Here is a 24,312-nt window from a genome sequence, read left to right on the forward strand (position 1 = left end):
AAAACATTTATGAAGTTTGCGCTTTTGGCAAGCGGTTCTAAAGGGAACTGCTGCCTGATTAAACATAACGATACAAAACTGGTGATTGATTGTGGAAGTACCCGCAAATATCTGAAAGCCTGTTTTGAGCGTCTGCAATATGATCATTTATCATCCGATGCGATTCTGATTACCCATACGCATACCGATCATGTATCACAAATGAAGATGTTTCAATCCATTGATACCTATGCGACACAAGACATCGCAACCGATCATCTGCATGCCATACGTCCTTTTGAAAGCTTTGATATTAAGGATTTTCATATCACCGTTTTACCCATGAGCCATGATTGTGAGGGCACTGTCGGCTATGTCATAGAATGTGAAAACGAAAAAATGGTTTATGTGACAGATACCGGGTATATTAAAAAGGAAGTTAAGGATTATATTCGTGATGCTGATTATTATGTCTTTGAAAGTAATCATGATATTGAAATGCTGATGCAGACGTCACGTCCGGTTTATGTCAAACAGCGTATCATTAATGATTATGGACATTTGTGTAATGAAGACAGTGCGAACATATTAAGCGAGGTCATTTCAGAAGAAACGACAAAAGAAATCGTACTTGCCCATATCTCACAAGAAGGAAATACGCGTGATATGGCATTACGGACATTACAACAGACCTTCGATAAAAAACAAATACATCGTGAGCATATGCGCTTATATCCTGCAGATCAGTTTTCCATTTATGTAAGTGGAAATGGAGGTAAAAAGGAATGAAACGTTTTGTTGCCTTTATTCTGGTAGCCCTGCTTGGCTGGAATGTCTTACTCACCATTCAGGTGTTTCAGCTGAAACAGGAAACGGTGCCGCAAACAGATGCAACGACTGCTACAAACAACATCAAACAGGCCAGTGTGAATGTCACAAGCGATGTGACAAAACTGGTTGAACAAAGTGAGAATAAGGTAGTAACCATTACAGCCTCATCACGTGGGCAAACAATCGGAACCGGCAGTGGGGCAATTTATAAAGTTGAAGATAAAACCGTTTATATTATCACCAACAATCATGTGGTAGAAAACGGGGATGTGATGACGGTCACTTTTGCGAATGGCAAATCCGTGGAAAGTGAAATCGTTGGTATGGATAAGCTGACGGATCTGGCCTTATTGAAACTAAAGGTCGATTTTCAGGCAGAATCCTTTATCATGGGCGATTCTTCTTTAGTGAAAAAGGGCGAATATGTCATTGCCATGGGAAGTCCATTAGGCATTGAATATCAGGGAAGTGTATCTGGTGGCTTGATAAGCGGTGTCGATCGTCGTATGGAAATGGATATTGATAATAATGGAGTCGCGGATTGGGATGTGAATGTCCTACAGACAGATGCCGCTATTAACCCCGGCAACAGCGGTGGTCCATTGATCAATATGGCCGGTGAATTAATTGGCATTAATTCGATGAAAATTTCAGACGAATCTGTGGAAGGCTTCGGCTTTGCACTCCCGATTAATGAGGTTCTTCCGATTATTTCACAGTTGGAAAGAAACGGCAAAGTAGTACGTCCGATTTTAGGCATCAGTGTAGCGCCATTGGAACAACTTTCGCCATTTGAAAGAGCATATTTGGGCATCTCCATTCAACAAGATGAAGGCTTATTCATCGTGAATGTATCACGTAACTCACCGGCATCCAGAGCCGGCATTCAAGTTGGGGATGTATTGTTAGCATTTGATGGGAAAAAGGTAAACGATGTTAAGCAGTTCCGTCAATATCTTTACAGTAAAAAAGTCGGTGATAAGGTAACACTTGTCTATGAACACAATGGTAAAGAGAAAACAAAGGAAGTTACATTAAAATAAATTATAAAAGCAATCTTACGAAGAACAGTAAAATCAAATGTTCATGCGTAGATTGCTTTTTTTGTGTATAGCAAACAAAGTGTCCTTGCAATGGTGCTTATTCCCAAGTGGCATGTTCTACATCAAGGACTGGATACGTAACTTGTTGGTGGGTACTTTGATCCTCAGTTTTTTTAATTACAACGGGAACTTTTCCTTTCTTGATGGTCGGTTCGGTATGAAACTTACCGCCTTTTCCATAATCATACTGCACGATGTCAATTTGCTGCTGATGGGCATCTGCTATGGTAATCCGCCTTGTCGCAATAGTTATTTTACAATTGTTGTTATCGTTGTATATACGAAAACTATATGCATCTGCATCGATTCCGTTTTTCTCTAATTCGGCACGAATCTTGGAGCCGAAATTAGGCCCTTCACTATCAAGAGCACCGGTTTTATTCGGCGTTTGATCGGCTTTATAATAATACGAATACAGGATCTGATAAGCTTCTTTATCTTGATTTAGCAATTGCTTTATAATCTTATTGGCTTTCACAAAAGCATTATCATAGCTCTTTAAAAAGGTAAATTCCTGTTTTTCATCATTGTAAGAAAGATACTTATCTTCAATCTTCACAATAAAATCACCGGCATTATCTTGCGCTTTATTTAGATGAATTTCCAGCAATTCGCCTTCTACTTCGGCATCTTTCATGATCTTTTCCATGACTTCATCCGTCGACAATTTTTGTAATTCTTCCTTCATGTGCAGTCGTAAACCATAGTCTTTACTAACTACCAAGACATGTCTGGCTTCTTGCAACAGGCGGGAATCTTTTGCTTTTTGAACATAGCCGAGTATAGAAGGCGTGGCAATGGCCAGCAAAATTCCCAGAATGACTAATACTACAATAATTTCTATTAAGGTGAATCCTTGCCTCTTCTTTCGCATTAGATTTCCTCCTTTACTTATTTTATGGTATCATATTTTGGAAGACATGTAAGGAAAAGATTAAAAATTTATTTTATTGGAAAGGAAAACACGCATGATAAAAATAATTGCCGTCGGTAAAATCAAAGAGAAATTTGTGAAGGCACAAATTGCTGAATATGAAAAGCGGTTACGGCCCTTTACCAAATTAGAGATTATAGAAGTAAATGATGAAATCGCACCGCAAGCAAATAGTGAAGCACAAAATGCATTGGTGAAGGAAAAAGAGGGAGAACGTCTGTTAGCAAAAATAAAAGATCAGGAATATGTGATTCTGCTTGATCTATGGGGTGAGATGATAAACAGTGAAACCTTGGCTGATAAAATAGAAAAGTTACAGACTTATCAATCCAGTAATATTACCTTTGTGATTGCCGGTTCTTTAGGGCCTGGTAAAAAGGTAATCGACAGAGCGAATTGGCGTTGGAAATTATCAGATTTAACCTTTACGCATCAAATGACACGCGTCTTGGTGCTGGAACAGCTTTACCGTGCTTATATGATCTTACATCATAACCCATATCATAAATAAAGGAGAACTTGAAAATGAACAAACAGTTTAAAACAGATGCACAAGATTTTCTTAACAGTGTTCAGGTTCTGCGCGAAGTGCAGACACCGGAATCGGAAAATCATATGTATGATGAATTAATGCAGGTGAAATTCTTAATGCCAGTAGTAATTCACGGTGAACTTAAAGAAGGTGCAGATGGGAAACAAATATTGGATGAAAAAACGACGTTTACGTTTCCCTCCCTTGCGACAACAAAAGGCGATCAATATTTTATGGCATTTACAAGTGGAGAAGAGATGCAGAAATATCCAAACAAAGATAGGATGCATGCCTTGACGTTCACGTTCGATGATTATGCTAAGATTATCATTCAGAGTAAAGAAATAAAAGGATTTGTCGTAGATCCATACGGGATGAATATCGTCTATCCAAAAGAATTGGTTCTTTCTTTAAAGGAACAAAAGGAAATCAGAGAAAAGGACATAGAGAGCGCGTGCTTCATGCCCAGGAACATGTGATGATAGGAGAACCTGCGAAAGAGCCCAAGGAATTAAAAGCGGCTTTGAAAGCCTATGCGAAAAAAGATAAAATGATTCAAGCACTATATTTACAATTGATGATATATGAGGAACAACAAAGTTATGTCGTTGCAGTAGACGCAGATGCGACGAACCTTAAGGATGTGTTTGATCAATTAGCAGATGCCGGTAGAAAGCATTTAAAAGGGATGTATTTAGATTTCGTTGCTGTTCATAGTGAATTGGGCATTCATGTGGCAGAAAAAACAGAACCTTTTTATAAAAAGATGTTTTATAAGAAATTGGACATCCCTTTCTTAGCTGTTATTGAAGAATGTTTCCATCTGAAAGATGGACGCTGTGTCGTAGGTGTAAAGGTATTGCATGGAAAGCTTTCTGATAATGGTGAGATTAGTTGTTTGAATGAACAAAGGGAAAGGCTGTTTACTAGTTGTGTACAAGGAATTGAGTATGGCAGAGAAAGAGTGAAAGTCGCAAAAGTGAATGATACCGGACGATATGGCAGTCATTATGGGATTCTTATGAAAGATCATCCAGAGGATTTTAAAAAAGGTTATTTTTTGTCAGGTAAATGAAAATAAGAAAGTTAAGCAGCATTAATGAAAATGTTTTCAGAAATTATATTGAAAAATAATGTTGACATATGCAAATAAGAGGTGTATCCTAGAAGAAACCAAAGACAGAGAGATAAAACAAGATAGGTGCTTACAGAGAGTCCCATTAGCTGGAAAGGGATAGCGATGCCGTTTTGTAAATGGACTCTGGAGGGCAAGGGGAAACGCGGGAGCTTAGTATCCAAGACGTATGCCAACGTTATCAGGCTAGAAATGTTATTGCATTTTGAATGAGGTGGGTGTGAAAGTAACAAACACACCAAATCAGGTGGTACCGCAGATGAATGATACAGCATCTGTCCTGAAGTCAGAGGACTTTTAGGACGGATGCTTTTTTTGATAAAGGGAGGTGGTCATTGTGTTAAAAAACGCAGAAGAATGGCGATGGTGTATACATTATAACCATAACGTACAAGAAGAAAAGATAAAACACAATGTGAAAAGGAAGGGAAACTTATATGAAAAAATTATTGAAGATGGCAGCTGCAGCTGTCTTAGGAACAACGATGTTAGCAGGATGTGGCAACAGTAGCAAGGATGAAAAGGTGCCCACTGTATCCGTTGCCCAAATTGTAGAGCATAAATCATTAAATGAAATTCGTGACAGTTTTAAAGAAGAAATGAAAGCATTAGGGTATAAAGATGGAGAAAATATTAAGCTTGAATTTAAAGATGCCGGTAATCAGCAAAATACGCTAAATTCTATATTATCAACCTTTGCCGGTAATAACAGCGATGTAATCGTAGCGATAGCGACGCCAACAGCGGTAACGGCGGCAAATTACAGTGAGGATATTCCTGTTGTCTTCTCTGCTGTCAGTGATCCGATTGGTGCCGGCTTGATCACGGATTTAAAGAAACCGGATAAAAATATCACAGGAACAAGTGATGAAATTCAAGTTGATCAGATTTTAGCATTAGCATTAGAAATCGATCCATCCATGAAAACACTTGGTTTTATTTATAACAGCGGTGAAGCAAATTCGGTATCAAACCTAAAGAAAGCGAAAGCATTCTGTAAGCAACACGATATCAAATTGGTGGAAGGCAGTGGTAAAAATATCAGTGAAATTCAAAGTGCCATTTCGGTATTGACCGATCAATGCGATGCGATTTTTGCGCCCAATGATAATACGGTGGCAAGTTCCATCACCGCATTGGTTGAAACTGCAAATAAGAAAAAAGTGCCGGTATATACAGGCGCGGACTCCATGGTAAGTGATGGAGGCTTTGCGACGGTCGGCATTAATTATACGAACTTGGGAAAAGAAACCGCGAAAATGGTGGATCAAATCTTAAAAGGAAAAGCGGTTGCGGATATCCCGGTAAAAGTATTTAAAGATGATTTAAACACTTATATCAATGAAGATACGTTAAAAGCCTTGGGCATCCAGTTACCGGATACGGTGAAAAACCGTGAGAATCTGGTTATGATGAAGGGCGAATAAGCAATTTAAAGAGAGGATGAAGTGCATGTCATTAGCTGTTTTGCAAGACGCAATTGAATTAGGGATGATTTTCTCCATTATGTCATTGGGTGTCTTTCTGTCGTTTCGGGTATTAAATATACCGGATCTGACCATTGATGGAAGCTTTACGACTGGTTGTGCAATATCGGCAATCATCGCGCAAATGGGGCATCCGTTTCTCGGTGTTTTCATGGCTTTTGTGTTAGGCGCCATGGCAGGTGGAATTACCGGCATCTTACAAACGAAATGTCGCATACAGCCATTGTTAGCAGGCATTTTGACAATGACGGCACTGTATTCCATAAATCTGAAGATCATGGGCGGTCAGCCTAATATTTCGATCTTTGGAAAAACGACGATCTTCACTCCGTTAAAGGGAATCTTTGGCGCAAATACCAAAGCTTTCGTAATTCTTGTGATACTATTATTCCTGATGATCTTACTGTATGCCTTTTTAAAAACACAGCTTGGTATGAGTCTTCGTGCCACGGGAGATAACGAGGCTATGGTGCGGGCAAGCAGCATTAATTCCGATGCGATGAAAATCATGGGAATCACGTTAGCGAACGCGCTTGTGGCTTTTGCGGGAGGTATCTTTGCACAGTATCAAAACTTTGCGGATGTCAGTGGAGGCGTCGGTATGATGGTGGTCGGTCTTGCCAGTATTATTGTCGGTGAGGCCTTCTTCCGTAAAAAGACATTACCGTTTCAATTTGCGGCAGTCATCAGCGGTGCTATTGTTTACCGCTTTATCTTAACCTTTGCTCTGCAATTTGGCATTGGCGCAAGTGATTTAAACTTATTCTCAGCAATATTAGTGGCGCTTGCTATTTCATTGCCATATGTAAAAGGAAAGAAAAGGAGAAGAAAACATGCTGGACTTAAATGATGTATGTGTTACGTTTTATCCAAACACCAGTAATGAACGCATTGCTTTGGATCATTTATCTTTCCATATAGATGATGGTGATTTCATCAGTGTGTTAGGGACAAATGGTGCCGGTAAGAGTACCTTATTAAATGCAATCAGTGGTACGTTGGAATGTGATGCAGGAGAAATCATCTTGGATGGTCAGGATATCACTTATGCGCCCGAATATAAAAGAGCCAGAGTGATTGGGCGTTTATTTCAAGATCCGATGAAAGGCACGGCTCCCCATATGACGATTGAAGAAAATCTGGGACTGGCATATAGCCGAGGAAAACGTACGACGTTAAGTAAGGCTATCAAGAAAGGAGACCGTAAATTCTTTCTTGAACAATTAGCATCTTTAGGCTTGGGCTTGGAAGAGCGTATTACAACAAATGTCGGACTGCTCAGCGGTGGTCAGCGACAGGCCTTGACGCTTTTAATGGCAACCATCGTAACACCGAAATTATTACTGCTTGATGAGCATACAGCGGCTTTAGATCCGAAAACGGCCAAACAAGTGATGGACATCACAGAGCGTATGGTGAAAGAGCATCATATTACGACGCTTATGATTACACACAACATGAAACAGGCATTGGAATATGGCAATAAGACGATTATTTTAAATGAAGGAAAAATCGTAAAGGTCCTGGAAGGTGAAGAACGCCGGCAAACATCAGTAGATGATTTGTTGAATATGTATGATTTCGTTTAATTATACAATCGTATATGGAAGAAAATGGAATAAGAAATTGATAGGCATATGTTGCAACATACGTTAATATAATGAACATGCGGTTAATGAAGAGGACCATTTCGCCAAGGAGCTGGCAAAAAGGCACGGAAATTGGTTCTTGACAAAGCTGCATGTTTTTGCTTGATGACGAATTTTCACGAAAAAGGTTGAAAACGCATACATAATCTTCAATTTTCTAACAAAAAGGGTGGAAATTTAAAGCAAAAGCCTTTATACTTAATATATAGTAAATCCTAAAGGGGGGTTTCGACATGAGACAAAATAACATGCTGGCTATGATCTTGGCCGGAGGTCGAGGTACACGACTGTATGCCTTAACCAAAAAGATCGCAAAACCTGCAGTGTACTTTGGAGGGAAATACCGAATTATCGACTTCCCGTTAAGTAACTGTGCCAATTCTAACATCAATGTTGTTGGTGTGCTGACTCAATATGAAAGCGTATTGCTGAACTCATATGCGGCGGCTGGACAGCGTTGGGGTCTGGACGCAAAGGATAGTGGAGTATACGTGCTGCCTCCACGTGAAAAAGACGGAGCTGCTTTTGATGTATATCGCGGTACTGCCGATGCTATTTCACAGAACATTGATTTCATCGATCAGCAAAATCCGGAATATGTTCTGATTCTTTCCGGTGACCATATTTATAAGATGGATTATTCTAAAATGCTGGCTCACCATAAAGCATGTGATGCAGATGCCACAATTGCAGTATTGCCGGTTCCTATGAAAGAGGCAAGCCGTTTTGGTATCATGAATACGGATGAAACAGATCGTATTGTGGAATTTGAAGAAAAACCAGAAAAGCCAAAGAGCAACCTGGCTTCTATGGGTATTTACATCTTTAATTGGAAACAACTTCGTAAAATGTTGGTTGCTGATATGGATGATCCTAACAGTAATCATGACTTCGGTAAAGATATTATTCCTGCGATGTTGAATGAGAATAAGCGTTTATACGCATATCAATTCAAAGGCTATTGGAAAGATGTTGGAACTGTTGATTCTTTATGGGAAGCAAACATGGATTTGTTAAGTTCCAATAATGAATTAGATTTAAATGATCCGGATTGGAAGATTTATACAGAAGATGTTGCCACGGTTCCACACTTTATCGGACCAAAAGGCAAAGTTAATAATGCATATATTAATCAGGGTTGTGTCATCAATGGTGAAATTAATAACTCTGTCCTCTTCACAAGCGTAAAAGTAGCGGAAGGTGCGAAAGTTAATGACTCTGTGCTAATGCCAAATGTTGAAATCGGAGAAGGTGCAATCATTCATCGTGCGATTATCGCAGAAGGCGTGAAGGTAGATGCCGGTGCTGTTGTCGGCAGTCCTGACAGTGAAAATATTGAGCTGATCAGTAAGAGAGTGAGGGGTGAGTAATATGTGCAATGCATTTGGAATCGTAAATTATGAAGGACCTAATGTAAATGTCAAAGGAATGGAAGACTATCGCCCGGTATCCGCATTCTCCTTTTTGGGAAGATACCGTCTGATTGACTTTCCTATTTCTAATATGAGTAATAGTGGTGTTAACCACATCAAAGTGTTTGTTAAGACGAATCCTCGTTCTTTGATTGAACATCTGGGAACCGGCCGTCATTACAACATCAACTCAAAACGTGGAAAACTGCATATCCTGCCTGCAAAGAATATGGATGATGTGGATTTCTATAACAATGATATCAATTCCTATATGTTTAACATGCAGGCAATTGAAGATGTAAATCAGCCATATGTCATCCTTGCTCCTGCACATATGATTTATCGTCAGGATTTCTCAAATCTGTTGGATGCACATATTGAAAGCGGCGCAGATATTACCATGTTATATCAAAATGTGGATAACGCAAAAGAAGCTTTCATTAACTGTGATGTATTGAATTTAAATAAACAAAAAGGCGTTCTTTCTATTGAAAAGAATCGTGGGAACTCGAAGAGCAAAACAATTTCATTAGAAACTTACGTCATGAGTAAAGATTTGTTCATTTCGTTAGTGAAAAAGGCGGCTAATATATCATCATTATATTGGTTCCGTGATATTGTAAATGAAGAATGTTCAGAATTGGATATTCGTGGTGTGGCTCACCGTGGTTTTGTCGCATGTGTGAACGACTTCAAGAGTTACTTTAATGCGAATATTGATTTATTGGATTACGATAAGGCAATGGACTTGTTTAACAGTGACTGGCCAATCTATACACGTACAAATGACTCCTGTCCAACGCAGTACTATAGTGATGTCACCGTTCAAAACAGCATGGTTTCCAACGGTTGTATCGTTGAAGGCGACATTGCGAATAGTGTTATCGGACGTGGTGTTGTCATCAAAAAAGGCGCTGTTATCAAAAACAGTATTATCCTGCCTGGTGCCATCATCGGAGAAGATGTGCATATAGAAAATGTAGTAGTGGATAAGAAGGCTAGAATCGTTCGTAAAAAAGAATTGATCGGACATCCTGATCAGCCACTGTACGTGAAAAGGAATGATAAAATCTAATGGCAAGAATATTGATGGTCGCATCAGAAGGTCTTCCTTTTATTAAAAGTGGAGGGCTGGCAGATGTTGTAGGTTCCTTACCTCAGGAGCTGGTGAAAAAAGGACATGAAGTTCGTGTAATCATGCCTATGTATTTAAAAATAGCACAGAAGTTTCATGAGGAAATGCAGTTAGAGGCACAATATAGTGTATCCATTGCTTATCATGAAGTACCTGTGAATATTTGGTCTACAACACGTAAAGAAGTTAAATTTTATTTCGTAGAACATAAAGGATACTTTGAACGTGATGGCTTGTATGGTTATATCGATGATGGTGAGCGTTTTGCTTACTTCCAGAAAGCCGTATTAGAAATGTTGAATCAGCTGAATTACTTCCCGGAAATCATGCATTGTCATGATTGGCACACTGGTATGTTACCGGCAATGTGCAAAGAAGGGCACAGCTTTGATGAGCGTTATCGCAATATCCGCTTTGTTTATACGATTCATAATCTCGCATTCCAGGGTAATTTCGGACCTGAGATGCTGGATAGTTGCTTAGGCTTAGATTATCGTATTTTCGATAATGGCAATGTCCGCTATGACGGTGGCATCAGCTTTATGAAATCGGGTATCTTGTATGCGGATAAAGTAACAACGGTATCACCTACGTATTCACAGGAAATCTTAACACCACAGTATGGTGAACATATGGAAATGGTATTAAACATTCGTAAGTATGATTTATGGGGTATTACCAATGGCATCGATATTGAAATGTGGAATCCGATGAGTGATCCGGATGTACCATACCATTACAATAAAGTAAATGTAGCGAAAGAGAAAAAAGAAAATAAGATGGCATTACAGAAAGAACTTGGTCTTACGGTAGATCCTAATGTGATGTTGGTTGGGGCAGTATCTCGACTGACATGGCAAAAAGGTTTTTATCTGATGATGGAAAAACTTTCTGAAATCTGTGCAATGCCAATTCAAGTGGCCATCTTAGGTAGTGGGGAAAGCGGAATCGAAGAGAAAATGCGTCAGCTAGAAGAAGGCAATAAAGGTAAAATTGCATTCTATAACGGATACAGTGATTCTTTAGCACACCGTATTTATGCGGCAAGTGATTTATTCCTCATGCCATCTCTGTTTGAGCCATGTGGTATTTCACAGTTAATTTCCATGCGCTATGGAACATTACCATTAGTACGTGAAACAGGTGGATTGAAGGATACGGTAACTCCGTATAATGAGTTTGATAAGACTGGAAATGGATTCAGTTTTGCGAACTATAATTCAGATGAAATGGTGCAGGTTATGTATAATGCAATAGATGTATACTATAACCGTCCAGAGGATTGGAAGATTCTTGTACGCAATGCTATGAATACAGATGTCAGCTGGGAAAAGAGTGCTGAAACCTATTGTCAGTTATATGCCCAGTTACATCCTTAACCTGTAGATATAGGACAGCCTTTGTGCTGTCCTTTTCCTATTGAATGGATGTTTCAATAATCATCCCCATTTCCTTAAAGAGTGCCACATGTTAGAAAAGAGTGAAAAGGTAGAACTTTACCATCTGCCTCTGGTAATGAAAATCTTTTCAAAACTATATTGACTTCAAAACAGATAATCATTATAATGTATTAAAATATCAATTATAAATCGGGAAAGTTTATAAGTTGAGTAGAAAAGGAGATGTGAACTATGGCGTATTATTTTGAAGAACCCTCTCGTACTTTCAGCGAGTACCTATTGGTACCTGGATATTCCAGCTCTGATTGTACCCCAGTAAATGTTTCATTGAAAACACCTCTTGTAAAATTTAAAAAAGGGGAAGAACCTGCATTATCGTTAAATATCCCAATGGTATCTGCCATCATGCAGTCTGTATCCGGGGAGCGTATGGCATGTGCTTTAGCTAGAGAAGGAGGAATCTCCTTTATCTATGGTTCTCAGAGCGTAGAAGATGAGGCCGCAATGGTAAAGCGTGTAAAAATGACGAAGGCAGGTTTTGTTTACAGCGATTCCAACATTCGTCCGGATGCTACCTTACAGGATGTATTGGATCTGAAGGAAAGAACAGGTCATGCGACGATGGCCGTAACAGAAGATGGGACGGCGGAAGGAAAACTTGTAGGCATTATCACAAGCCGTGATTACCGTATTTCTCGTATGGATACAGCAATGAAAGTCAGTGAATTCATGACACCATTTGAAAAGCTGATCTATGGTAAAGATGGCTGTACTTTAAGTGAAGCAAATGATTTAATTTGGGAACATAAACTGAATCAGTTGCCGATCATTGATGAGGAACAGCATTTAAAAGCATTCGTATTCCGTAAAGACTATGATTCTCATAAAGAACATCCAAATGAATTGTTAGATAGCCAAAAACGTTATTTAGTTGGTGCCGGTATTAACACCAGAGATTATGAACAGCGTGTTCCTGCCTTGGTAGAAGCAGGTGCAGATGTATTATGTATTGACTCAAGTGAAGGCTTCAGTGAATGGCAGGCAATCACTTTAAAGTGGATTCGTGATCATTATGGTGACAGCGTAAAAGTCGGTGCCGGAAACGTTGTGGATGCTGAAGGTTTCCGTTTCTTAGCAGAAGCAGGTGCCGATTTTATCAAAATCGGTATCGGCGGAGGTAGTATCTGTATTACCCGTGAACAAAAAGGTATTGGACGCGGACAGGCTACAGCTACGATTGAAGTTGCGAAAGCACGTGATGAATATTATAAAGAAACAGGTATCTATATTCCTATTTGTAGCGATGGTGGTATCGTACACGATTACCATATTACCTTAGCATTGGCGATGGGAGCAGATTTCGTGATGTTAGGTCGTTATTTCTCTCGTTTTGAAGAATCACCGACAAAGAAGGTTACCATCAATGGTACATATATGAAGGAATATTGGGGTGAAGGCAGTGCCAGAGCACGTAACTGGCAGCGTTACGATATGGGAGGAAGTAAGAAACTTTCATTCGTAGAAGGTGTTGACTCTTATGTTCCATATGCGGGAGCATTGAAGGATAATGTCGATCTGACGTTAAGCAAGGTAAAACATACCATGTGTAATTGCGGTGCTTTGACGATTCCTGAATTACAGAAAAAAGCAAAAATTACACTTGTATCTTCTACATCTATCGTAGAAGGCGGCGCACACGATGTTGTCGTAAAGGATAATACGATTGATGCTAAAGTCAAATAACCATACGTTATATTCTGGCATAATCAACTATGTAAGATAATTAGGTAAAAAGATCACTTTGATGCAGACAATATGTTTGCAAGAAGTGGTCTTTTCTTTCTGCTCTGCACACGATGAATAGGAAAAGAAAAGATTCATTTTTTGAAAAAGTAAAGGTTACTAGAAAAGGTATCTAAAAACTCATTGTATATGTTATATAGAGGAGGTATAATGCAAGAAAGATATATACGTGATATGTATATTGGGGGTGCTTTTAATACAACCTTTTCGTTAGGAGAAAGGAATATACGTATGAATGATAAGGATATTCGGGAGAAATTACAGGAAACCTTACAAGTGGAATGCGAGCAATTAGAGAAGGATTTGCATTGGCAGGAAGAAAGATTAGAAACCCTTACCTCATCCTTTTTGAGTGCGCAATTTGCATGCAGCCGCAATTTGATTTCTCATTATATGAGTGAATTTCAACAAAAGGGTCTCGTCATTAAAACGAATACGCGTCCAGTATATTTTTTCTGGCGAAAAAGTTTAGAAAACCGCTTTGGCGTTATATTGAAAGCGGAGTTGTATGAAACGCTTGAAGATTTAAAGAACATATTAGAAAAAAAACAGCAGCATGCATTTCATAACCTAATCGGAGCAAATGATAGTCTTAGCTATGTGGTGGAACAATGCAAAGCAGCGATTAGCTATCCGGAGCATGGTCTTCCCATCTTATTACAAGGACCGACGGGAACCGGGAAAAGCCTGATTGCACAGTTAATGTACCAATATGGGGTTGAGATGGAAATACTGTCTAAAGACAGCCGTTTTATGACGATGAATTGTAGTGAATATGCAAACAATCCGGAGATGTTGATGACCAATCTTTTTGGTTATAAGAAGGGGTCTTATACCGGTGCGGAAAAAGATACCCAAGGGTTATTGGCTTTAGCGGATGGCGGTATCTTGTTTATGGATGAAGTGCATGGGTTAAAGCCGGAATGTCAGGAAAAAATCTTTCTTTTTATGGATAAAGGCATATATCATATGGTGGGGGATAATGATACTTGGTATGTATCAAATGCACGATTGATTTTTGCCACCACGGAACAACCGGATGAAGTCCTCTTAAAAACATTATTAAGAAGAATTCCGCTTATTGTGAAAGTGCCTTCGCTAGCAGAACGCCCTCTTCAAGAAAAACGGGAACTTTTACAGTTTTTAATTCAAGAAGAAGAGAAACATATTCAACGTAAAATTTCCATGTCTGACCTTGTCTTCCGTACATTAGAACGCCATACGTTTACAGGAAATATCGGAGAATTGAAAAATGTCATTCGCGCAAGTGTCGCCAAAGCATTCTTACGAAATCAAAAGGATATGGATGATGTCTCTTTGCATATATATGATTTATCAAGTGATTTATTAGAAAGTACCGGAAAAGATGTCACCTTGTATGATTACGATGATCGCGCGATGATTCACAGTGAAGATATGTTTTTGAGCATCCATAAAGATAGTCGCTTATATAATTTTAATGCATATCTGATTCACAAATTCCATACGTTGCATGCATATGAAAAAGATCTGAATGCTTATTTAGATAGCTGCTGTCTGAAATTGGAACAATATATCGATTCTTTATTTACTGAGCATACCTATCATTCTCCAAAGCTGGATATGATCAATCATCTATTGACCAATATCATGAATATTGTTATTCATAAATATGATTTAGAGAAATTTTCAAATAACGAAATCTCAATGATCGTACATTTTCTAAACGATTATATGCAAAGCCTTTCTTCAATTAATCAACTGAAAATACAGAATCGCAAGGAAGCTGAAGAACTTCAAAATCGTATCCATAATGAATACACAAATGAATACAATGTCATAGGTGATATCTGGCAGCTCATCTCAGATGCCTTAAGTTTTACCCCGGGTCCATTTGGTTATTTAGATTTATTTCTCTTTTTCCGTTATTTTAACCGTGAGATGGTTGCTTCTCCAATACCTGCTGTTATCATTGCCCATGGCTACGCGATAGCAAGCGGCATAGCAGAAGTGGCAAATCAATTATTGAAACAGCGGATATTTGATGCAATTGATATGCCGATTGAAAGTGATTTTAATGATACAGTAAAAAAATTAGGTGAATACATCAAAGGGAAAGAAAATTATAATGAAGTAATTGTTATGGTTGATATGGGGTCTTTAGAAGCGATTCATCAAAAAATGGAAGGCATGAAGCGTATGGATATTGGTATCATCAACAATGTCACAACAAAATTAGCGTTAGATATTGGCAGTATGATACTGGAAGAGATGCCGATTCAGGAAATCTTAAAGCAAGCGAGTCATCGCAATCAATATCGGTATGAATTTGTAAAAAATCGTAAAAAACAAGATGCTATTTTAGCGGTATGCGAAACGGGTATTGGCACAGCTGAAAAAATCAGTAAGCTAATGGAAGATTCTTTACCTAAGACCGTATCGATCGCCATGATACCCTATGACTATGATTCATTAGTGAAATCCGGAACGACATCATTGGTTTTTGAAAAATATAATGTCCTATTTACAGTCGGAACGAAAGATCCTAAAATCTTTGATGTGCCGTTTATCTCTTTGGAAGAGATGATCGAACAGAAAAGTGTGGAAAAGACGAATTCCGTGTTTGAAAGTATCATGCGGCCCGATCAGATTGAAACTTTTAATGAAAATATGATCAAAAATTTCTCAATGGATAATCTGTTGAGTTACTTAACGATTTTAGATAGTGATAAAATCATTGACAGTGTAGAAAAAATTATTAAGACAATTCAGAAAGAATTGCATATGAAATTAAGCAGCAGTGTCATTTTGGGACTGTATATTCACATCAGCTGTTTGATAGAACGCTTGATTATTAATAAAAATGTGACGAAATTTGAACATTTAGAAACTTTTGAAAAAACACAAACGGAATTTATACGCATTGTTAAAAAAGCATTCCATGATGTGGAACAGCATTACAATGTGAAAATACCGGTGTCGGAAATCGGCTATATCTATGAATGTATCTTTCAGCGTGATAGTGTCAAAGAAGTGGACGAGAGTGTCAACGAATTGTGGGATAGTATTGAATGATCCCTTCTCAGCATTTGTTTAGAAACTTTCTAAACCATGAAATCTCTCCTATTCATCGGGGAAATGTTATAAGCGTGTGACTTTGTATAAAGTTGGCACGCTTTTTGCTTATCATAGGTGAAGGACATAAAACAAGAAGGGAGGTAGAAACATTGCAGAATTTAATATTAGCTTCTCATGGCTCACTTGCCGAGGGTATGCTAAGCGCTGCGAATATGATCGTAGGTGATATTGAAGGAGTGGATGCTTATGGTTTAGATACCTATCACTCGCCACAAGATATTTATCAGCTGTTGAAGAAAAAAATCGCCGAAGATAACACACATGAATATATCATTCTGTGTGATATCTATGGTGGCAGTGTTCATAATCAGCTGATGCATCTCTGTGTTTATCCTAACGTATTTCTATTGACAGGCATGACATTATCTATTGTTTTAGAGTTGATTCTGGCGAATGAAACAGGGGATATCGAAGAAAAGCTTTTACAGGTAATTCAAAATGCAAAAGATAATATGCTTTTGTTTACTTACCAAAGAGTACATAATGCGATTGATAAAGGAATCGAGGATGAAAAATTATGGTAGAACTTTGTCGGATTGATGATCGTCTCCTGCATGGACAGGTGGCTGTGACTTGGGTTGGAGCAGTGGCACCGGAAGCAATTCTGATCGCCAATGATGAGGCTGCGACAAATGAGATGAGCAAGCTTGCGTTAAAGATGGCAAAACCGGCTGGTGTGAAACTGGCGGTTAAGACGATTGATGAAGCAGCTGCTCTTCTTAACAACCCAAAGGCAGCAAAGATCAAGATTTTTCTTATCACAAGAACTATTCAGGATACCTTACGACTTGTCAGTATGACAGATCAGATTCATCGTGTGAATATTGGTGGAGTCAAAAATAAGGAAGGAGGAAAGATGATAGCGGCTGCTGTATGTTTAGACAACGATGATTTACATGATTTGATGAAACTGCGCAAACGAGTTGATGAAGTAGAATTACGTATGGTTCCTACGGAACATAGAATCAGTATCGATAAATACTTACGAGAGGAGGAGGTTGAAGTATGATCGTTCAAGCACTACTTGTCGGAGTTACTGTTTGTTTACTGGACTTCTTGGATGTCTGGTTATGTAATCCGATGATCACACGACCACTTGTTGTCGGTACGGCAATGGGTATCGCTTTAGGGGATATTACAACAGGAGTACAGGTAGGGGCTTCATTGGAATTGGTATTTATGGGTGTTATGGCAATCGGCGGCACAGTGCCACCGGATTCCATTCATGGAACAGCTGTTGGGGCAGCTTATGCCATTATACTTGGTAAAGGTATTGAAACAGCAATTGCTTTAGCAGTACCGGCATCTATCGTTTGTCAAATGCTATTTGTTCCAGGCATTGGTATACGTTCTTTATTTACACCATATGTGGAACGTCAAGTAGAAAAAGGCAATTGGAAAGCTTTACAAAGAATATTCCCAGTAGTTTCAATATCCTATGAAATCTTTAATGGTACCATCTGTGGACTTGCTGTTTTCTTAGGTGCTGATGTCATGAGTGCTTTTATCGACAGTTTACCACAAACATTATTAGATGGCATGGGAGTAGCAGCGAATATGCTAGGTGCAGTCGGTTTTGGTTTATTGTTAAAGATGATGTGGCAAAAGAAACTTGCTGTTTATTTCTTCTTAGGATTTATCATGGCAGCATATTGTGGTATGCCTTTGATGTCAATCGCTTTACTTGGTGTCATTATTGTCATCGTTTTATTCTTTGAGGGTGAATTCAGTAAACGACATACGGTAAGTGAAACATCTCCAACAGTAAATGAGGGAGAGGAGGAATTATTCGATGATTAGAGAGAAATTTGGTTTGAATGAAGAAGATGGCAAATTAATGGCAAAAGTAGCAAGACGTTCACATCAAATTAATGCAGTGTATACATGGGAAAAATTTCAAGCTATGGGATATTTATGGACCATGATTCCTGTCATCAATAAGATGTACGATACTGAGGAAGAACGTATTGCAGGCTATAAACGACATTATGAACTCTTTAATACAAACCCGGTCGTCGGTGGGTTCATCACAGGACTAAATACGGCTATGGAAATGCAGGCAGCAAAGGATAAGGAGTTTGATAAAGCTTCAATTGCAGCTGTGCGTACATCCTTAATGGGACCATTTGCCGGCATCGGAGATTCTATTTTTCAAAGTACATGGCGTGTGATTACCATGGGAATCGGCTTAAGTCTTGCCAAGGATGGCAATATTCTGGGTCCCATTGTATTCTTAGTCTTATTTAATCTATTGGCAGAACCATGTCGTATCTTATTGCCTTATGTCGGCTTTAAGATGGGGTCTAAATTTATGTTGCAGGCTGAAGAAAGTGGTATCATGAGCTTTATCACCAAAGCTGCCAGCATTGTCGGACTTATGACCGTAGGAGCAATGACAGCGACAATGGTTTCCGTACAGATCGGTTATGTATTTACCATGAATGGCAGTGAATTAAAGATACAGGAAATGATTGATACCATTTTCCCTTGTTTATTGCCACTGTTATTGACCCTTGCTTGTTTTAAGTTCTTAAACAAGAACATCAAACCGACAACATTGATTGCCATCATTATGGTGCTTGGCATCGTCGGAAAATATATTGGTATCTTTTAAAAATATTGTGCTGAAATAGCAAAAGGAGGAGTAGCTAATGAATCTTATTGATACAATTCGTCGTGTTCCTAATCCCGTACGTAAAGTTTTAGAGGAAAGGAAAGCATTAACAAAAGATATGTTTGATTATTTAGGTGATCGCTTATCCACCATAAATGAAATTATCTTAATCGGCTCTGGAACCAGCCATACATCCTGTCAAACTTCTAAGGAGTTTGTGGAAACTGCAAGTGGCATTGCCTCTACAGCAATATTGCCCAACATCTTTTTAGCCAAACGGGTATTTAATCCAAATGGTTTATACATCTTCACATCGCAAAGTGGTACTTCTACTTTGGTAAATATCGCACAGCGTAAAATGAAAGAACTTGGTTATGCGACAGTAGCAATTACAGAAAGTGCCGAAACACCTTTGGCAAAAGAAAGTGGCTGCCATGTTCTGATGGAAACAGATAATGAGGAATTTGGCTGTCGAACGATCGGTTACTGTATGTCTGTATTTACGCATATGATCATTGCCATGGAAATCGGCTTAAAGCGCCAGGCATTAAGTGAAACAGAGTATGCAAAATATCTGGAAGATGCTCAAAAAGCGGCGGATATGCATCATGAAATCTGTGACAAAACGATGGAATGGTTTGATCGAAATAAATGGAAACTGATGAATAAGGATGGATTTGTTATCTATGGTGCCGGTACATTATATGGTACAGCATTGGAAGGCGCTTTAAAGGTTTTGGAGATTGCCAGAAGATTCTTATGTGTTGGTTATGATATGGATGATGGTATGCATGGACCTACCATGGGGTATACAAATCGTCATGCAGTCATCATTTTCGATGATGGCCACAATGAAAATATTACCAAAGGTTTGATTCGTTATGTCCGTGACAAAGTAGGCGATGCCTTCGTAATTGGCAATGACAGCAAACATCCATGTGATTTGGCTTTTGAACCTTTAAAAACACCATTTGTATTCTTACAATATGCGCCGGTAGTAGAAATTTTAGCAGCGCGGCTTGCCTATGACTATGGTATCAATATTAAGACGATTGGGCCATTACCTGAAGCAGGTTACTTTAATACACATGATGATTAAGTTATAATTATACAAAGGATGCTGATGTGAAAGAAGTGTTTCAATAATCATATCAGCATCTTTTTTATCAAAGCGATAAGATTAGGAGAAACTATGCAGAAATTAACATATAAAGTAAAAAAGATGATGGGCATTCATGCCAGGCCGGCTTCAGCATTAGCACAATTTGCCAGAATGTATCAAAGTGATATAAAACTATATTGCCAAAATCGATGTGCGAATGCGAAAAGAATGGTAGAAATAATGGAACTTAGTATTCATAAAGATGAAGAAATCCTATTTGAAATTTGTGGTGAGGACGAATGCCGCGTTGTGAAGGCGTTACAGCAATACTGCCACTCTTATTTATGAGGTGATAACATGTATAAAATGATTGTCTTTGATTGTGATGGCACGTTACTTGATTCTTCCGCTATGATTGCGATGATACAAAAGGGATATAGCTCCATGTTTCCTCAACGTAAGAAGCAGCCTTACGCGTTTTTTATTCCTTGTTATTATATGAGTGATGAGGAAAATCTGGCCTATTTACAGATACCGAAAAGCTGTAAACGGCAATTTGAAGAACTATGCTTTGGAAAGTGTGGAGATTTTTCTTCACATACGCATATCTTTGAAGGTATCCAAGAACTTTTACGACAACTGCTGGACGATGGGATTGCATTAGGAATAGCCACTTCGCGAAATACAACGGCTTTTTTAGAATTGCAATCTATGTTTGATGCAGATATCTTTTCAGCCTTTTCTAGTATTGGTACGCAGGATGTGGTAAAGCATACAAAACCGGCACCGGATGTTTTATATTACATTATGGAACAAACAAATTTGACTGCGCAAGAATTACTGTTCATTGGCGATTCTATCAACGATGCCCTTTGTGCGAAAGCTGCCGGTGTTGATTTTGCATGGGCAAAATGGGGAGTTGTCAGTGAAGAAGAACTACCCTATACGTATTGTTTATACGATCCTCAGGATGTTTATAACATCCTACGGTAACATCAATACATCTTAAAAATATAAAGCGCGATGATTTCGTTGCTATTTATTTTAATGCAAATGGCATCAAATAAAAAAGCTCTAAAGAGCTTTTAATACTGCTTATATTGATTCTTACCGGCAGACTTTGCTTTATATAAAGCAGCATCAGCCATGGTAAGGGCATCTTCATAACGGAATAGATCATCATTTTGAAAGATCGTAAAGCCACAGGAAATTGTCGCTTTTTCAGCAGCTTTATTCATCTTGTGCTCCATGCCGATTTGATCAAGTTCGGCATAGATATGATCGAGGTATTCACAGATATCTTCCTTTGTGATATTTACGCATAAGGTGATAAATTCATCACCGCCAAAACGTGCAGCAAAGAAACGCGAATCGCCGTTTTCATCCATACAGCGGGCAACGTTTTGTAACAGTTTATCCCCCATATGATGACCATAATAATCATTGAATTCTTTAAAATAATCCACATCGGCTACCACGATACCGATTGTTGATACATGCGGGTTTTTATGCATCGCACAGACCAGGGAATTAAAATAAGAACGATTAAACAGTCGGGTGAGACCATCAATTTTTATCTGCGCCTCTAACTGATTCTTCTCATTCCGGAAACGATCACGTTCTTTCATAATCTGGTTCATTTTAATCTTTTCTTTCATACTTTCTGACTTTGTCTTATTTGTCATATCCTCAACCAATTTTTGTAACATATAATATTGCTTATAGGAATTAATTAAGACATTTTCTAAATGGAAACACTCCGCATAGCGAATCCAATTACGATGCAATTGCAACTGTTGTTCGACATCATCCTCCAGACACATTTCTCCCATATACTGTAAATATTTTTCTGCTCGTTCCTGATCTTTGATTTGTAGGAGGATGGCAAAGATATCGCAGTAGAAGGTGAAATAATAGGTCCGGTTTTTATGTTTATGAAGATTGCTTTCACTGAAATAATCAGCAATTCGTTTGACGCTATCGACACGTTTGCTGGCATTGGCAAGGTACAATTCACATAAACGAATGACATGTGTCGACAATGGCGAAGCTTTAAAGGATACTAGTTCCGCCGCATATTCTTGATAACGTTTTATGGCTTTATCTAAATGTTCGTTAAAGATTTCTAACTGTATCAGATTTAAGATTACCAACAGATCGGCATGTGTCATAATGGTAGCTTTCTTATCCAAGAAGGTTTGATATGCCATCTTAATATAATACAGAGCTTCCTGATAATCTTCCTTTTGAAAAAACATCGTGGCAATATTGTTTAAAACTACCATTTTTTGATGCAGATCTTTTTCATTCTCCGCTAAGTTATAGGCATTTAATAAGTTTTGAATAGCATTTACTTCATCAAAATGAGAATTATAATACAAACCGGCAATGGTGTAGTTGCGTAGTAATAAATCAGTGTAATGATATTCTTCTCCCAGGTTTAATGCAATATGCAGATGTTTCAGACATGCTTCATGTTCACGAATCATCAGATGGTAATCGGCTAGAAAGGTGTGGGCAAAGGCGATGGCATGGGTATCTTTATGCGCTTCCCCTAATGTCAGAAGCTCATTTGCCAGTTGAAACTCATCATCCATATCCGCATTGCTATGCTGTACCAGCAGATTCATCAATTCCTCTTTTTTATGTTTATACTCATCCATATACATCCCTCTTTTTTATAACCATAATTTTTTGCTATGAATGTTTGATATCCATATTATACTATAAAAGCGTTAACAAAAATACTATTTATGTGGTTATTTTTCAGAATTTACCGGCGTTATCTTCTCTTGTTAAGAAATTGTGATTTTATTCGCAAATTCGCAAAATACGTTTACGAATAAGGCTCTTAGTGGTATAATAAGACCGTTACATAAGGAGGATTTTACAATGGCAAAGAGAACTGTAAAAGATTTAGATGTTGCTGGAAAACGCGTTATCGTAAGATGCGACTTCAACGTTCCAAGAAAAGATGGAAAAATTACAAATGACAACCGTATCATTCAGGCGTTACCTACAATTAAATACCTGATTGAAAACAATGCAAAAGTTATCTTGATGTCACACTTAGGTAAAGTAAAAACAGAAGAAGACAAAGCAAAAAACGATTTGCGTTGTGTAGCTGATCGTTTAAGTGAACTGGTTGATACTAAAGTTACTTTCGTACCAGTAACAAGAGGAAAAGAACTGGAAGATGCTGTTGCAGCATTGAACGATGGAGAAATCGTTGTTGTTCAGAATACTCGTTATGAAAAAGGCGAAAGCAAAAATGATCCTGAATTGGCTAAATACTGGGCTAGCTTAGGTGATTTGTTTGTAGAAGATGCATTTGGTAGCGTACACCGTGCACATGCTTCTACTGCTGGTATTGCATCTATTTTACCTAACGCATTAGGTTTCTTAGTAGAAAAAGAAGTAAAGATGCTGGGTGCTGCTGTTGACACTCCAGAACGTCCATTCGTTGCAATCATCGGTGGTGCTAAAGTATCTGATAAGATTGCTGTTGTTGACAACCTGCTGAAGAAAGCAGACAAAGTTCTGATCGGTGGCGGTATGGCTTATACATTCCTGAAAGCACAGGGTTACAATGTTGGAAAATCTTTAGTAGAAGAAGATAAGCTGGAATTGGCAAAAGAATATTTAGCTAAGGCTGAAGGTAAATTGATCCTGCCAGTTGATCATGTATGTGCTGATGCATTTGCAGAAGATGCAAACACAGTTGTTGCTGACAATGACAACATCCCTGCAGATTACATGGGCTTAGATATCGGACCTAAATCTATTGAACTGTACAAGAATGAATTAGCTGGTGCTAAGACTGTTGTATGGAACGGACCTATGGGTGTATTTGAAATGAAACCATTTGCTAAGGGTACTTTGGAAGTATGTACAGCAATTTCTGAATTACCAGGAGCTACAACAGTTATCGGTGGCGGAGATTCTGCAGCAGCGGCAATCCAGTTAGGATTCGCTGAAAAATTCTCTCATATTTCTACCGGTGGCGGAGCTTCTTTGGAATATATGGAAGGTAAAGAACTGCCAGGTATCGCTGTTATCAGTGATAAATAAAAAACATT

General features: G+C 38.5%; 23 protein-coding genes. 21 read left to right on the forward strand and 2 right to left on the reverse strand.

The features are described from left to right. The first annotated feature begins 9 nt into the window (after positions 1-9). Both EDD61_RS09250 and EDD61_RS09255 read left to right on the forward strand, forming a co-directional pair. Positions 10-768 carry an MBL fold metallo-hydrolase gene (locus EDD61_RS09250; protein ID WP_008690417.1) on the forward strand — a complete coding sequence of 253 codons (759 nt, stop codon included), beginning with the start codon at positions 10-12 and terminating at the stop codon, positions 766-768. Beyond that, positions 765-1,853, forward strand: a complete 1,089-nt coding sequence (locus tag EDD61_RS09255; protein WP_008690419.1) for a S1C family serine protease — start codon at positions 765-767, stop codon at positions 1,851-1,853. The genes EDD61_RS09250 and EDD61_RS09255 overlap by 4 nt, the downstream gene beginning before the upstream one ends. Positions 1,854-1,950: 97 nt before the next feature. Here the strand turns inward: EDD61_RS09255 and EDD61_RS09260 are convergent, their stop codons facing one another. Then, positions 1,951-2,787, reverse strand: a complete 837-nt coding sequence (locus EDD61_RS09260; protein WP_132225119.1) for a type II secretion system protein — start codon at positions 2,785-2,787, stop codon at positions 1,951-1,953. A 94-nt stretch (positions 2,788-2,881) separates the two neighbouring features. On the opposite strand from EDD61_RS09260, the gene rlmH reads away from it, so the two are divergent. From rlmH to EDD61_RS09345, 18 genes are all read left to right on the forward strand, one after another. After that, on the forward strand, positions 2,882-3,358 hold the full coding sequence (rlmH, locus tag EDD61_RS09265) for a 23S rRNA (pseudouridine(1915)-N(3))-methyltransferase RlmH (protein ID WP_008690423.1): 477 nt from the start codon (positions 2,882-2,884) through the stop codon (positions 3,356-3,358). Positions 3,359-3,372: 14 nt separating this feature from the next. Beyond that, positions 3,373-3,858 (forward strand): SseB family protein, encoded by a 486-nt coding sequence (locus tag EDD61_RS14100; RefSeq protein ID WP_243642712.1) that lies wholly within the window; start codon positions 3,373-3,375, stop codon positions 3,856-3,858. Next, the gene (locus EDD61_RS14105; protein WP_243642713.1) at positions 3,858-4,454 is read left to right on the forward strand and encodes an enhanced serine sensitivity protein SseB C-terminal domain-containing protein; all 597 of its coding nucleotides are present in this window, start codon (positions 3,858-3,860) and stop codon (positions 4,452-4,454) included. The genes EDD61_RS14100 and EDD61_RS14105 overlap by 1 nt, the downstream gene beginning before the upstream one ends. A gap of 497 nt (positions 4,455-4,951) precedes the next feature. Then, positions 4,952-5,941 (forward strand): ABC transporter substrate-binding protein, encoded by a 990-nt coding sequence (locus tag EDD61_RS09275; protein ID WP_008690425.1) that lies wholly within the window; start codon positions 4,952-4,954, stop codon positions 5,939-5,941. Between the two features lie 25 nt (positions 5,942-5,966). Then, positions 5,967-6,851 (forward strand): ABC transporter permease, encoded by an 885-nt coding sequence (locus EDD61_RS09280; RefSeq protein WP_117547882.1) that lies wholly within the window; start codon positions 5,967-5,969, stop codon positions 6,849-6,851. Beyond that, complete coding sequence (locus EDD61_RS09285) at positions 6,835-7,590, forward strand: ABC transporter ATP-binding protein (RefSeq protein ID WP_008690427.1); 756 nt, start codon at positions 6,835-6,837, stop codon at positions 7,588-7,590. The genes EDD61_RS09280 and EDD61_RS09285 overlap by 17 nt, the downstream gene beginning before the upstream one ends. Before the next feature lie 293 nt (positions 7,591-7,883). Further along, complete coding sequence (locus EDD61_RS09290) at positions 7,884-9,020, forward strand: glucose-1-phosphate adenylyltransferase (RefSeq protein ID WP_117547883.1); 1,137 nt, start codon at positions 7,884-7,886, stop codon at positions 9,018-9,020. Position 9,021: 1 nt separating this feature from the next. Then, positions 9,022-10,137: a glucose-1-phosphate adenylyltransferase subunit GlgD gene (glgD, locus tag EDD61_RS09295; RefSeq protein WP_132225121.1), complete on the forward strand. Its 1,116-nt coding sequence runs from the start codon at positions 9,022-9,024 to the stop codon at positions 10,135-10,137. Beyond that, positions 10,137-11,576 carry a glycogen synthase GlgA gene (gene glgA / locus EDD61_RS09300; RefSeq protein ID WP_008690432.1) on the forward strand — a complete coding sequence of 480 codons (1,440 nt, stop codon included), beginning with the start codon at positions 10,137-10,139 and terminating at the stop codon, positions 11,574-11,576. Before glgD ends, glgA begins: the two co-directional genes overlap by 1 nt. A 252-nt stretch (positions 11,577-11,828) precedes the next feature. Beyond that, a complete protein-coding gene (locus tag EDD61_RS09305) occupies positions 11,829-13,340 on the forward strand; it encodes an IMP dehydrogenase (RefSeq protein WP_020990927.1) in 1,512 nt (503 codons plus the stop codon). Positions 13,341-13,550: 210 nt separating this feature from the next. Then, complete coding sequence (locus EDD61_RS09310; protein WP_243642714.1) at positions 13,551-16,454, forward strand: sigma 54-interacting transcriptional regulator; 2,904 nt, start codon at positions 13,551-13,553, stop codon at positions 16,452-16,454. A gap of 152 nt (positions 16,455-16,606) precedes the next feature. Further along, positions 16,607-17,041, forward strand: coding sequence for a PTS sugar transporter subunit IIA (locus EDD61_RS09315; RefSeq protein WP_008690436.1), 435 nt, complete (start codon positions 16,607-16,609; stop codon positions 17,039-17,041). Further along, entirely contained in the window at positions 17,035-17,526 is a 492-nt protein-coding gene (locus EDD61_RS09320; RefSeq protein ID WP_008690437.1) for a PTS sugar transporter subunit IIB, read from the forward strand. The genes EDD61_RS09315 and EDD61_RS09320 overlap by 7 nt, the downstream gene beginning before the upstream one ends. After that, on the forward strand, positions 17,523-18,317 hold the full coding sequence (locus tag EDD61_RS09325; RefSeq protein WP_008690438.1) for a PTS mannose/fructose/sorbose/N-acetylgalactosamine transporter subunit IIC: 795 nt from the start codon (positions 17,523-17,525) through the stop codon (positions 18,315-18,317). Before EDD61_RS09320 ends, EDD61_RS09325 begins: the two co-directional genes overlap by 4 nt. After that, positions 18,310-19,131, forward strand: a complete 822-nt coding sequence (locus EDD61_RS09330) for a PTS system mannose/fructose/sorbose family transporter subunit IID (protein ID WP_132225123.1) — start codon at positions 18,310-18,312, stop codon at positions 19,129-19,131. Before EDD61_RS09325 ends, EDD61_RS09330 begins: the two co-directional genes overlap by 8 nt. 37 nt (positions 19,132-19,168) lie before the next feature. Continuing rightward, entirely contained in the window at positions 19,169-20,230 is a 1,062-nt protein-coding gene (locus tag EDD61_RS09335) for an SIS domain-containing protein (protein WP_008690440.1), read from the forward strand. 93 nt (positions 20,231-20,323) lie between these two features. Further along, positions 20,324-20,581, forward strand: a complete 258-nt coding sequence (locus tag EDD61_RS09340; protein WP_008690442.1) for an HPr family phosphocarrier protein — start codon at positions 20,324-20,326, stop codon at positions 20,579-20,581. A gap of 9 nt (positions 20,582-20,590) precedes the next feature. Then, positions 20,591-21,226 carry an HAD family hydrolase gene (locus tag EDD61_RS09345; protein WP_008690445.1) on the forward strand — a complete coding sequence of 212 codons (636 nt, stop codon included), beginning with the start codon at positions 20,591-20,593 and terminating at the stop codon, positions 21,224-21,226. Between the two features lie 92 nt (positions 21,227-21,318). Here EDD61_RS09345 and EDD61_RS09350 read toward each other — a convergent pair whose 3' ends face one another. Further along, on the reverse strand, positions 21,319-22,896 hold the full coding sequence (locus EDD61_RS09350) for a GGDEF domain-containing protein (RefSeq protein ID WP_132225125.1): 1,578 nt from the start codon (positions 22,894-22,896) through the stop codon (positions 21,319-21,321). Between the two features lie 229 nt (positions 22,897-23,125). Between EDD61_RS09350 and EDD61_RS09355 the strand changes: the two genes are divergently transcribed. After that, positions 23,126-24,304 carry a phosphoglycerate kinase gene (locus EDD61_RS09355; RefSeq protein WP_008690448.1) on the forward strand — a complete coding sequence of 393 codons (1,179 nt, stop codon included), beginning with the start codon at positions 23,126-23,128 and terminating at the stop codon, positions 24,302-24,304. Positions 24,305-24,312: the final 8 nt, after the last annotated feature.

It is taken from the genome of Longicatena caecimuris (assembly GCF_004341945.1).
GTDB lineage: Bacteria > Bacillota_I > Bacilli_A > Erysipelotrichales > Erysipelotrichaceae > Longicatena > Longicatena caecimuris.